Here is a 13,231-nt window from a genome sequence, read left to right as displayed (position 1 = left end):
ATGAAGGTATTATTCGTATGTTCTGGTGGAATGTCAAGTGCAATTATTGTAAACGCTTTAAAAAAGGAAGGTGGAAAACAAGGGATAGATTTAGAGGTATTGGCAGTTGGTACTCAAGAATTTGATTTAGAAGTACGTAACGGTTGGGATGTTGCAATGGTAGCCCCACAAGTCAAACATCGCTTTGATAGTTTTAAAAACTCTGCAGATGAAGCAGGAGTACCATGTCAAGTAATCCCAGCTCAAGCGTATAGTCCTCTGGGTGGACCCACTCTATTAAAGTTAGTAAATGAACTAGTAAAGTAATAATCTAACAAATAGGTTTAACCATTAAATGGCTAAAGGGGAAAATGCAAATGAATAAGTTTATTGATTTTTTAGAAAATAATCTTTCAACACCCATGGCTAAATTGTCTGAGCAAAAACATTTACGTGCAATACGTGACGGGGTAGTTTCCGCTCTACCATTCATCATCTTCGGGAGCTTATTTCTTATTATTGCGTTCCCACCTGTAGCAGCAGATTCCGCAATAGGTGAATGGGCAGCAAAACATGTCGCAGATATTTTAATACCCTATCGATTAACGATGTTTATTATGACCCTATATATTACTTTTGGAATAGGTTATAGTTTGTCTCAAAGTTATAAGTTAGATCCTCTATCAGGAGGATTACTATCGGTAGCTGCCTTCTTGTTTACAATAGGTGTAAAAATGATAGAGGGTGTAGGTTTTGTGTTGCCAATGTCAAATCTTGGCGGACATGGACTCTTTGTAGGGATGATTGTTTCCATATTTGCGGTTGAAACTTTACGTCTATGTAAGAACAAAAATATTACAATAAAAATGCCAGAGTCTGTTCCAGCTTCTGTAGCCCGTTCGTTTGAAGCGTTAATACCAGTTACAATCGTATTGGTTATCATGACATTAATTACAGTAGTCTTAGGTATTGATTTACATTCTCTTGTTGATAAAGCTGTTGCACCACTTATTAAAGCAGGAGATACATTACCGGGCGTATTAATTCCTGTCTTTTTAATAACATTCTTCTGGGCATTCGGTATTCATGGGGTATCAGTTGTAGGTGCTGTTGCTCGTCCAGTTTGGGAAGTTTACTTAGCTAATAATTCAGCAGCAGTTGCAGCTGGAAAGGCAATCCCTCACATAGCTCCTGAAACATTCTTCCAATGGTTTATTTGGATTGGTGGTTCTGGCGCAACATTAGGGTTAGTAATTGCTATGTTATTAACAGCAAAATCTAGTTATAGTAAGACGATGGCGAGAGCGACAATTGTTCCAAGCATATTTAACATCAATGAACCTGTTATTTTTGGGATGCCAATTGTACTAAATCCAATCTTAATTATTCCGTTTGTTATAACACCATTAATTGGTGCGACACTTGCGTACATCGCGACGTCAATAGGATTAGTTAATCCAACGTATGTAATGGTTCCATGGACATTGCCAGCCCCAATAGGTGCCTATCTTTCAACAGGCGGTGATTGGAGAGCAATTATTCTTGTATTAGTCAATCTTGCAATCTCAGTTACTATTTATCTACCATTCTTTAAAATGTATGATAAAAAGCTTTTAGAACAAGAAAATACAACAGAAACAACAGAAGACACGAACGTGGCCTTATAAAAATATCTGAAAGGAGTTTGGGACTAATTGCTTCAAGCTCCTTTTAATATGAAAAGAGAAGGGGGATAAAAATGAATTCAACATCCAAAATTCACTTTTTTAGTTACAAAAGTGCATTTTTACTTTTTAGTTTTATTCTTGTTTTTAATCTTATCTTTAATCCTTTAATGAATGTAGGTGGGATAGATAAACAATTATCATTGTACCTAGGTAATACCTTTGCCTTCAGTGCAGGATTAACTGTTGTTATTACTTTGGTTGAAGGTAAGTTTAAAAACAAGAAACAAGCGTTAATTTTGTTCTTGTCTTTAATAGTAGTGAGTGCACTAATTTGTTACCCTATTGTCTATGCGTAAATGAAAAGAAAAAGTTCGTTATCTAAAATGAGGTGTTAGTGAAATGGAAAAGCAAAAAGGAATAAAAATTGCTACAATTGGTGGCGGATCCAGTTACACGCCAGAATTAATTGAAGGTTTCATTAAACGTTACGATGAGCTACCAGTTAGAGAAATTTGGTTAGTGGATATTGAGGAAGGAAGAGAAAAACTTGAAATTGTAGGGGCCTTAGCACGAAGAATGGTTGAAAAAGCAGGAGTTCCAATGGAAATTCATTTAACATTAGACCGTCGTCAAGCTTTACAGAGTGCTGATTTTGTGACAACGCAAATGAGAGTAGGTTTACTAGATGCTCGAGTTAAAGACGAACGTATTCCTTTACAACTGGGATTAATTGGACAAGAAACAAATGGTGCAGGTGGGCTATTTAAAGCATTACGAACAATCCCAGTGCTTCTAGAAATCGCAGAAGAAATGCAAGAACTTTGCCCAAATGCATGGTTAATTAATTTTACAAATCCTGCTGGAATGGTAACGGAGGCTCTTCTTCGTTACAGCAAGCATAAAAAGGTTATTGGTGTATGTAATGTGCCATTTAATATGCATATGTCTATTTCAAAAATGTTAGGTGTGGAGATGGGGAGAGTACATATTGATTTTGCTGGATTAAACCACATGGTGTTTGGGACACACGTGTACGTTGATGATCAGGAAGTGACAGAGAAAGTGCTTGATATGCTAGGAAATCCAGAAATCCAAATGACAATGAAGAATATTGCACCTCTTCCTTGGAATCCAAGATTTTTGAAGTCATTAGGTGTAGTTCCTTGCCCATATCATCGTTATTATTACAAAACAAAAAATATTTTAGAAGAAGAATTAGAAGCATTTAAATCAGGGCAAACCCGTGCTGAAATTGTCAAAAAACTAGAGGAAGATCTATTTGATTTATACAAAGATGAAAAACTTGACATTAAACCTCCTCAATTAGAAAAACGAGGTGGTGCGTATTATAGTGACGCAGCGTGTAATGTTATTTCTTCTATTTATAATGATAAAAAAGACATTCAAGTATTAAATGTCCAGAACAAAGGATCCATTACCGAAATCGATTATGATTCAGCTGTCGAAGTCAGTTGTATTGTAACAAAAAATGGACCAGTTCCTATAACAATGGGGAAATTACCAGTTCAAGTTCAAGGGTTAATTCAACAAATCAAATCATTTGAAAGAGTAGGCGCTGAGGCAGCTGTAACAGGTTCTTATGATAAGGCTTTATTAGCCTTATCAATTAACCCGCTTATTCCAAGCGATGATTTAGCAGAAGCTGTATTACAGAAACTATTAAAAGCGCATAAAGAGTATTTACCACTATTTTTTAGATGATTAGAATACTAATAAATTTAATATTAAGGACTAATTGAAATCTGATATTCTCTGAAATATCGATTCTTTTAGAGAATGCCGTGTCTATAATTTATTACGATTAGGAGTGTTATGATATGTCAACAGAAATCAATAATAATGAAATGGAAATTTTTGAAATTATTTCTCACGGTGGAAATGCAAGAGGACTAGCTTATGAAGCATTAACAGCCGCAGAAGAATTTAACTTCGAAAGAGCGGAAGAACTTATCAACCGAGCTGGGGAAGAACTTAGCTTGGCTCATAGAACACAAACAAAGTTAATTCAAGCGGAATTGAATGGAGTTCAAAGTGAAAAAACATTGTTAATGATCCATGCTCAAGATCACTTAATGACAGCGATAAGTGAACAAAAGCTGATTGAACATATGATTCGCATTATAAAAAAACTAGCACCACAGCAATAATGGAGGATGTAGAAAGGTAAAGGTGGTTTAAAGATGAGAAAATTAGGTATTTCTATTTACCCGGAACATTCAAGTATAGAAAAGGATAAAGAGTATATTGTACTGGCGCAAAAATATGGGTTCAAAAAAATCTTTACTTGCCTACTTTCGGTAGAAGGTGATAAAGAAAAAATTATTAAGGAATTTAAAGAAATAATTGAATTTGCAAATCAATTAGGCATGGAAGTAATGGTCGATATTTCTCCTCGAGTATTTGGGGATTTAGATATATCCTATGCTGATTTATCATTCTTTTCTGATTTAGGAGCGTATGGAATTCGTTTGGATATGGGGTTTACAGGGAATGAAGAGTCTATCATGACATATAATCCCTATAATTTAAAAATCGAAATTAATATGAGTAATGCAACGAATTATTTAGATAATATTATTGCTTATAAGCCTAATAAAGAGAACTTAGTAGGTTCACATAACTTCTATCCTCATCGTTATGCAGGATTAAGTTATGATCATTTTCTAAAGTGTTGTGAAAAATTTAAACTTCATAATATTCGAACGTCCGCATTCATTAGTTCGCACGCAGCAACTTATGGGCCTTGGCCAGTAACGGAAGGTTTATGTACACTTGAAATGCATCGTGAATTACCAATAGTAACGCAAGCGAAACACTTATTTGCAACAGAAGTAATTGATGATGTGATTATTGCTAACGCATATGCATCAGAGGTTGAATTAGAAGCGCTCGGTAAATTAAACCGTGAGCTATGTACGTTTAATATAGAACTATATGATACGATTACAGAATTAGAAAAAAAGATTGTGCTAGAAGAACCTCACTTCTATCGTGGAGACGTTTCAGAATATCTTATTCGCTCGACTCAATCACGTGTAAAATATAAACGAGAAGAATTTGAACCAACATATACCCCTGATATTAGAAGGGGAGATATTTTAATTGAAAATAAGCTATACGGACAATATAAAGGTGAACTGCAAATTGCATTGAAAGAAATGCAGAATTCAGGTAAAACAAATTTAGTTGGCAGGATAGTTGAGGAAGAAATTTTTCTCCTTGATTACCTAAATCCTTGGGAGAAATTCCAATTTTTAATTAAGTGATTTTATCGAAAAAAATCTCAAACCAAGGGGAAAGGAAGGAACAGAACGCTCCTTCCTTTTTTTGTTTATCCCACTATTCGAGGATAGGAATACTTTTACCTCAAAATTTGGTGGAAGCGAAGATGTTAGGTAGGAGGTAAACTACCTATAAAAGCTCGTTTGGTTAGGTGGAATAATCAATAGGGGATGAAGAAAACACCCACTGATTGAAGTTTTACTTTATGTATGAGGAGGAATCTATATGAATTATATTATCGGAGTAGACGGTGGTGGCACTAAAACTGAAGCAGTGGCTTATGATTTAACTGGTGAAAAAATAAGTGAAGGTAAAGCAGGATACGGAAACTTACTTTTAAATGAAGAGCAAGCTCTTATTAACATTATTGATGCTATTGCAAAATGCTTAGTTCCTTTGAAAAATGAAGAATGCCAGTATATATGCTTAGGGTTAGCGGGGTATGGAGGGGTTAAAAATACAAAAGGTATAAAAGATGCTCTTTCTGATGCGTTTAATATTCCATTTATGATTGTAAATGATGGAATTATTGCACATGCTGCTTTACTAAAGGGGAAAAATGGTATCTTAACAATTTCAGGGACAGGATCTGTTAGTATTGGAGTTCAAAATGATACTGAAAAATTGGCAGGTGGCTGGGGACATATTCTTGGTGATGAAGGAAGTGGCTATTGGATTGCTATGCAGGTTTTCATGAAAATGACGCAAGAAGAAGATGAGGGATTAAATTATAGTGACCTAACTAAGTTGATACTAACAAAACTTGGTTATCAGAGTGTGCTTGAGTTAAAAAAATTTATTTATTCCTCAACTAAGGCAGAGATTGCTTCTTTTGTTCCGATAATCGTTCAACAAGCACAAGCAGGTGATGATTTTGCAAAGAATATTCTCAAACAAGCAGGCTGTCACCTTGCCAAGATTACGCTTGATGTTTGTGGAAAATTAAATTTTGACAACAATGTTACAATTGCTATTAAAGGAAGTGTGTTAACTAATATACAGATTGTACAAACTTCCTTTATTGAAAAAATTAAACAAGAAAAACCGGAAGTGCAATTTATTTTAGAAGATGTATCATCTACATTAGGCTGTTATTACTTAGCTCTGAAATATATGAGCTAATTAAAAGTTAAAGGGGCAATTCAATATGCATGTAGTGAATGTATTATTAAAAATTGAAAGTTTATTATATCAATTACCAAAATCTGAAAGAAAAATAGCGCAATATATTTTAAACAATCCACAAGAAGTTATTAGAATGACTATACATGAATTAGCTACTCATGCTAATGCGAGTAGCTCTGCGGTCACTAGGCTTTGTCGTTCTATTGAAATTTCTAGTTTTTCAGAGTTAAAGGTATCTTTATCATCGCATCTCTCATACCCAGAGAAGAAAGGTTTTTATGACATTGAACCAAATGAAACAATAACGGCTATTAAAGAAAAAATAGTTTCCAACTCTGTACAAGCGATACAAGAAACAGCACTTTATTTAGATGAAGTTGTTCTCAATCAAATAATTGAAGCTATGAGAAATGCAGATGTTATTTATGTTTATGGATTAGGAGCTTCATGGCTTGTTGCGGAAGATATTACTCATAAATGGTTACGTTTAGGAAAGATTGTAAGTGCATATCAGGATGCACATATCATGGCTACTGCACTTGCTGCATCAACAAAAAATTGTGTGTTTTTTAGTATATCCAATAGTGGAGAAACTGGAGAAGTACTGCGACTTGTTGATATTGCTAAAGCATCTGGTATTCAAACAATTGGATTGTCTCGATTTGGGAATAACAGATTAACCAATAAAGTTGATATGTCCTTACATCATGTTCGTGCACCAGAGGCTCAATTTCGTAGTGCAGCAACAAGTTCATTATTTGCCCAATTTCTGACTATTGACATAATCTTCTATGCATATGCATCAAAATATTATGATGAAAACATTAAGGAAATTGAACGTTCAAGAGAATCTGTATTAAGGTTCATAGGGAAAAAAAACACTAATTAAAGTTTCTTTTACTGTTGTATATCTTACGCGAAAGGGGAAATATACGAACAGGATACATAACGAGGAGGAAGAGAAATGAAATCTACAGACCAATTTCAGACGTACGAAGTTCCTTGGGAAGAATTTATTGAAGCATTGCGGGGGGAAATAAAGAAACAAGTAGGGGCGGATATTATTGATACGGTCGTATGTAATTTGAAAGATGGTTTTGAAGTGTATACATATATGCAAGGAGATTTGGATTTTGAATATAAGGAGGCGCTTGAAAGAAAATACGGAAGCGATGCGAAGATACCTAACTTACTAACGGTTATGCTGTTAGCTAGTATTTACAATACAAGTGAAGAGAATATACGTTTACATGCAGATCAAAAGGAAAATCCGATTGTTGAAGTGTATGTGAAGAAGTAAAGAGTGCGCTAATTATAGCGTGCTCTTTATTTTTTGTATTAAAAAGAAAATCAAACTTTAATGGTGGAATTTATAGCGGGAAAAGTATGAAAGCTATGCGTTATTTCAGATATATAATAAGGAAAAAACTCGAAATAAAATATGCGAGTAGTTCATTTTTGTTTACATAATGTAATTGTTGTGAACTGTTGTCCTAAAATACAAGTCATATATCTTGTTTCCCCTCATAAATTTAAACATAGGAATTTGTCTACAAAGGTGGCGAAGCCTCATCATGAAAATTCGAATTTGTGCCACGTTCATGTTGTTTCTATTTATATGTTTACCTTTTTCAGCTTTTGCAAAAGGAGAGGAGGCGAAGGAAAGGGTCGTTTCACTTGTATATGATGATTCGGGCAGCATGAGAAATAACGATCGCTGGAAGTATGCCAATTACGCCTTGCAAAGTTTAGTTGCGCTATTAGATGAGAAAGATAAATTTTCTTACGTTCCAATGAGTAAGCCAAATGATCCGTTAAACATTTCGTTAACAAAGGATCAAAGGCAAACAGAAATTAATGGAATCGGCGCGTGGAAAACATATTTAAATACTCCATTTAGCGCAGTAGAAACGGCGATGCAATCTATAAAGAAGGAAGCAGATATAGATGGGAAACGTGAATTTTGGCTTATTGTATTAACTGACGGGGCATTTAATGATTTGGAGAAAGATAAGGTTGGCGGAAAAGAACAAATTACACAGAAGTTAGCACAGTTTAAGAAAGAGATGGATTCTAAAAAGATCTCTTTGCACCCAGTCTTAATCACGATGGAAGAGGATTTAGGGCAGCAAGAAAAAGAGCAGTTAAATACGTTTAAAGAGATTTGGAAAACAGAAATGAATGGAGTTGTCATGCCGTCTAGCGGTGAGGATGGTATTGTACAAAGTGTGAATCAAGTGGCAGCATTAGTTGCTAATCGTGATCCATTTTCTTCTGTTGAATCGATTGTTAAAACGAAAATAGTAGGGAAAAAAGTAGAGATTACAACACCGTTTCCATTAAAGCGTATGACGCTTGTACGACAATCACCTTCTTTGTCTAATTATAAAGTTATGCAACTTTCCAAACCGTTACAATTGCAGTCTTCTTTTTTCATACATGCACCAGGAGAAGCTAAATTATTCGGAAATATAGTGCATGTAAGTACAGCGAATCAGGAAGTGATTAAGCCAGGGACATATACGATAGAAGTGGATCAGGACATTGAGAAAGAGGGATTACAAGTACTTGTTGAACCAGCGCTTAACTATACTGTTTCTACGTATGACAAAGATGATAAAGATAGAAAAAATGTTGAGAAAATGTATGAAGGTGTGACAGCTGTTATTGAAGCGAAACCTACTGAATTACCAATTCAAATTTCTTATTTCGAAGCAGAAGTAGAAATAGACGGAAAGCAGTATCCGATGAAGTGGGATGATAAAAGACATGTGTTTTATTACGAGACAAAAGTTGGTAAAGAGTTAGTACGCGGGAAAGTCCATATGAATATAAAGGGATTTTATAGACAGACGAAAGAATTAAAGATTGAACCAGCTGAAAAACCAAAATTAACACTTCAAGCTGTTACGAAAGATTATGAAGAAAAGGTAACAAATTTAGAAAATAGTAAACCATTTATTTTACAGCCACAGTTAAATGGTAAACCGATGACAGAAGAGGCTGTAAAGAAACTATTAAAATCTACTGGTGTCACATCGAATCAATCGATCAACTATGAATTAAAACAGCATGGTAGTCAAGTTTATGTTTATCCTCGACCTTATTACTCCGACACATTCAATTTTACAGATACCGGCACCGTAGAGGCTACCATCACGATCAATGATTCAACATTACAAGAAGTAAAGGAAAAAATCGTACTGCACATTGAAAATGCGCCTTTTTTTGAGAAGTATGCGCTCGTTTTTAAATTTGTAATTCCTATCACTTTATTACTTTTAATAGTAGGAATTATTATTTTAGGATGGATTGTTCGTCCGAGATTTCATAGGAAAGCATTACTATATTACGAATGGGATCAAGAAGTAGCGAAAGATTGGCTTTATCAATCTGAACCAGAGTTACTTAAAAATAAATGGTGGAAGCACTATTTTGGCATTCCATTCCGAGCAGAAAGAAAGACTGTGCAATCTGTAACATTAATAGCGAAAAAAGGATCGAAATCTATATTTGTAGCAAAAGAATCGCAAGTGGTTGGGATGATTATTGATGGGATGTTTATAACAGAGGAAGAGGTAGGAATGGAGCATAAGACGTTGTATCCAAATGAACTTTTAGTAATTGATAGAGGATATGGTAAGGAGATTTACCGGTACGAATGTGAATAGTAGATAGGGTGTAAGAGGGGCGGAGGAGGCCCGGCTCTCTTTATTCTTCTTTTCAAACAAGCAAGAATAGGAAGGTGGTTCACATGACATTACAAGTTCCAACAATTTTAATTGGCTTAGGTGGAATCGGTAGTACTGTCACACATCAAATATATGAAAGATTACCTGAGGAGCGTCGTAAAAAGGTAGCGATGCATGTATTTGATACAGATGTGAATACATTGAGTAAATTTGATCATATTCGGAAGTTTAAGACGCAAACGAGCTCGAGTAAAACACCGAGAGAGTATATTGCGGGAGATCCAACGATTCCAGAGTGGTTCCCAATGGACCCGACTATACTTGATAAACCGTTAACGGAAGGAGCGGGACAGTTACGTGTCATTTCTCGTTTAGCGTTGCGTGCAGCGATGAAAGAAGATAAACTCACATCGTTTTGGCAAGAAATCGAGAAGATTTTTCCAGTTACAAGTGATCAGACGGAATATGGTGTACGTGTCATTATTGTAACATCACTAGCTGGCGGAACAGGCTCAGGGATGTTTTTACAAATCGCATTATATTTGCGTGAAATGCTCCGGAAAAAATTGCAGCATCACAACATTTTAATTCGCGGTGCGTTTTTAATGCCAGATGTTTTAGTTAAGACGAGAACGGTTAGTGCGAAAGAGTTTGAAACTGTGCAAGCGAATGGTTACGCATCGTTAAAAGAGTTGCACGCTATTACGCTCGGGTCGACTGGTGAATTATCAAAACGAGGCGGCGTAACGATTGAATTAGAATATCGTCCTGATCAAGTGGATGAAGATGGAAGAACAAATCATACGATAAAGCAGCATCATTTACCGTACAATTATTGTTTCTTATATGATTATGAAAATTTACATGGGCACCATTTGCACAATTTATCGGATTATATGGAGCAAATGGCAAATACGATTTATTTACAGTTATTCAGTCCAATGTCTGCAAATCATTTTGCGCAGGAAGATAATCAAATTCAGCAATTGGCAGAATCGAGTGGGAAAGGGAGATATTGCGGAGCAGGAACGGCGAAGCTCATTTATCCGTATGAGCACGTTTTGAAATACTGTGCTTTAAAATGGGCGGTGCAAGGTTTAGATGAATCTTGGCTTCATTTAGATCAACTGTTTCAAGAGAAGAAGCAAAGATATGATCAAGATGTAAAGCGCGGTATGCAGCGTGAAAAGCCAGAGCGCGGGAAAAGTTATTTAGAAGATTTAGAGCATCTTGCTACTCGTCCAGAACAGGCCCATATTTTTTATAGACAAATGTTCAATGAGACGCGCGAAGGGGCAGAGGGCGGTAAGGTCGGTGTTGCAAAATCAAAATTGTTTTTAGATGCTGTCGAAAGCTACGTACACCGTACAGTGCAAAAAGATGAAGAATTAAACCGCCTACAGCATGAGTGTAAAATATCGGCTGCGAAACTGAAAATGATGGAACAAATGAAAGGTGAAGTAGCGAGAGTTGATCATGCGGTTCGTTTATATGCTTATGCGATTCCGAGCCGTGTACATGAGCATGTGACTACACTTTTATATGACATGGTCGAATCAGACCGCTTTATACCGAGTGGCTCAGAAGGACAGTCTTATCAATTAAATACATGGTTTTTAAAGAAAACGGATCCGGTTCATCCTGTCGCAGCACGTTTTATGCTGTATGAAATTCGTAAGCAGTTAGTAGAGAAGATGAATCGACTGCATGAAAATAATGAACAAAAGCGTAATTTAATTCAAAACTACGATAAGAAATTTAATGTGAGTAATATTGATGGAACGGTAACGGCTGTTCGCCGCGTTGAAATTGCCCAGCAACAAGGCTGGGTCGGCAAAATGTTTTATAATCAGCAACGTTTGTTCAAAAAAGAATTTGAAGATATCGTAACGCAATATGTCCACAAATTAAGTGAGTATCGTAAAGAAATGTTATTAGAACTCGTGTATCAATCGCTATACCAAGCAGTTGATAAAATGATCCAATATTGGGAAAGATTCTTTGATAATTTACACGAAACACGTGAAAATTTATTGTTTGAAATCCAAAAGCGAAGCAAGGAATTTGAGGGGAAAACGAACCCGACGAATGTATACGTATTAGCTGAAGAGAAATTGCAAGAAAAGATTTGGCAAGATATGCAGCAACATTTAAATTTAGGTGTATTACCGAAAGATATATCGGCTGAAATTTATATGAGCTTGTACGGGGAATATTGTCGTGATGCGAAAGCCGAAGAAATTCAGTCGAAAAAGGTGGAAGACTTCTATCGTGAACATATATTGAGTTATTGTTATGACGAACTTCAAGTGCGCTATCGTGACAAACTAGAGCTTAATATCGTTGAAGCATTGCGAAAAGAAGCAGATTTCAAGAAACGTGATCGTGATGAATACGTTCGTGAAAAAATTGAAGATCTTTTCCATTTAGCAAGTCCGTTCGTTCCGAAAGTTTCTCATCACAGAGAGTTACAATATTGGGGCGTACATCCTTCTTTAAAACAAGAATTGCAAGAAGAGTTATTGCAAGAAATGTTTAAAGAAAAAGATACGGTAAACGAGGCGTTTTCACCATTTGAAGTGATTTGTTATCGTGCTCATTACGGATTATCGCTACAAGATTTTCCTAAGCTTTCATCTGGACATATTGCGAATGGTTTTATGAACGATAAAGGTGATTATTTTCAATCGTATTATCGCCGCGTGAACAAATTAAATAGTAAAAAATCTAGTTTGACGCCGCATTTAGATAAATATTGGCACTTACCAGCCTTTATGCCAGACTTGAATGCAACGCAAACGAAGTTAGATTACGATAAATGTAATCGTGCTCTTCTATACGCGTATATGTATCGCTGGATTAGCTTAGTTGCTGTTGATGGGCAATTCGTGTATCAATATAACGGTGTCGGCCGTAGCTTTTTAATCCAGTCGATGGGGAAAAATATTTCAAGCGAAAGTTATAAGTTGCACAGAGCATTGCTTCATAATCCGTTTATTTATGAAAATATCTTGTCCAGGTTTGAAGAAGAGCAAGAAAAGGCAATGATACAAGGTGGACATTTATATACACATGCATTTGTATTAGGTGCTCAAGATATTAGATGGCTTCGTAAAGAGCATGTCCATAATATTTTAGATATGATTTTAATGTATGATCGTGAGGCAAAATATGACCCGACGTTAGAAGAAACATCTGACGATTTGTTAAGGCTATTCCTTGATGAAATTGAGTTGTATTTCCAAAACTATTACGGAACAGGTGCAGATATGGTTGCAAAGAAAGAGAAAGAGATGTTTATGAAACAATTGTGGGATCGTTCGTATGCGAAAGGGTATGTGGATCCAAATAGTGCGCCTTATAAAAAATGGCAAAATGTATTACATGTTCCCGATGAAGAAGAAGTGCCAAAAACGAATGTATAATGAGTGAAAAGGGAATCCTTAAGAATGGCAATACAACTTT

General features: G+C 35.7%; 11 protein-coding genes. All 11 read left to right on the top strand.

Annotated features, from left to right (window positions below):
• A complete protein-coding gene (locus NSQ47_RS11285) occupies positions 1-306 on the top strand; it encodes a PTS sugar transporter subunit IIB (protein ID WP_002111105.1) in 306 nt (101 codons plus the stop codon).
• Positions 307-356: 50 nt separating this feature from the next.
• On the top strand, positions 357-1,646 hold the full coding sequence (locus NSQ47_RS11280) for a PTS sugar transporter subunit IIC (protein WP_078181166.1): 1,290 nt from the start codon (positions 357-359) through the stop codon (positions 1,644-1,646).
• A 71-nt stretch (positions 1,647-1,717) separates the two neighbouring features.
• Complete coding sequence (locus NSQ47_RS11275; RefSeq protein WP_002111103.1) at positions 1,718-2,002, top strand: hypothetical protein; 285 nt, start codon at positions 1,718-1,720, stop codon at positions 2,000-2,002.
• A gap of 43 nt (positions 2,003-2,045) precedes the next feature.
• The gene (locus NSQ47_RS11270; RefSeq protein WP_002111102.1) at positions 2,046-3,368 is read left to right on the top strand and encodes a 6-phospho-beta-glucosidase; all 1,323 of its coding nucleotides are present in this window, start codon (positions 2,046-2,048) and stop codon (positions 3,366-3,368) included.
• A 116-nt stretch (positions 3,369-3,484) separates the two neighbouring features.
• Positions 3,485-3,814 carry a PTS lactose/cellobiose transporter subunit IIA gene (locus tag NSQ47_RS11265; RefSeq protein ID WP_341036931.1) on the top strand — a complete coding sequence of 110 codons (330 nt, stop codon included), beginning with the start codon at positions 3,485-3,487 and terminating at the stop codon, positions 3,812-3,814.
• A gap of 33 nt (positions 3,815-3,847) precedes the next feature.
• Entirely contained in the window at positions 3,848-4,933 is a 1,086-nt protein-coding gene (locus NSQ47_RS11260) for a DUF871 domain-containing protein (protein WP_341036930.1), read from the top strand.
• A gap of 241 nt (positions 4,934-5,174) precedes the next feature.
• The gene (locus NSQ47_RS11255) at positions 5,175-6,071 is read left to right on the top strand and encodes a BadF/BadG/BcrA/BcrD ATPase family protein (RefSeq protein WP_341036929.1); all 897 of its coding nucleotides are present in this window, start codon (positions 5,175-5,177) and stop codon (positions 6,069-6,071) included.
• Between the two features lie 25 nt (positions 6,072-6,096).
• Complete coding sequence (locus tag NSQ47_RS11250; protein ID WP_002111099.1) at positions 6,097-6,963, top strand: MurR/RpiR family transcriptional regulator; 867 nt, start codon at positions 6,097-6,099, stop codon at positions 6,961-6,963.
• Positions 6,964-7,038: 75 nt separating this feature from the next.
• Positions 7,039-7,374 (top strand): hypothetical protein, encoded by a 336-nt coding sequence (locus tag NSQ47_RS11245; RefSeq protein WP_002199710.1) that lies wholly within the window; start codon positions 7,039-7,041, stop codon positions 7,372-7,374.
• 274 nt (positions 7,375-7,648) lie between these two features.
• Positions 7,649-9,745, top strand: coding sequence for a vWA domain-containing protein (locus NSQ47_RS11240; RefSeq protein ID WP_341036926.1), 2,097 nt, complete (start codon positions 7,649-7,651; stop codon positions 9,743-9,745).
• A gap of 83 nt (positions 9,746-9,828) precedes the next feature.
• Complete coding sequence (locus NSQ47_RS11235; protein ID WP_078174157.1) at positions 9,829-13,191, top strand: tubulin-like doman-containing protein; 3,363 nt, start codon at positions 9,829-9,831, stop codon at positions 13,189-13,191.
• The last annotated feature ends 40 nt before the right edge of the window (positions 13,192-13,231 follow it).

Source organism: Bacillus sp. FSL R10-2780 (genome assembly GCF_038006125.1).
GTDB classification, from domain to species: domain Bacteria; phylum Bacillota; class Bacilli; order Bacillales; family Bacillaceae_G; genus Bacillus_A; species Bacillus_A cereus_U.
Note: the sequence above shows the minus strand (reverse complement) of the source record. Positions and strands in the feature narration are given on the sequence as shown.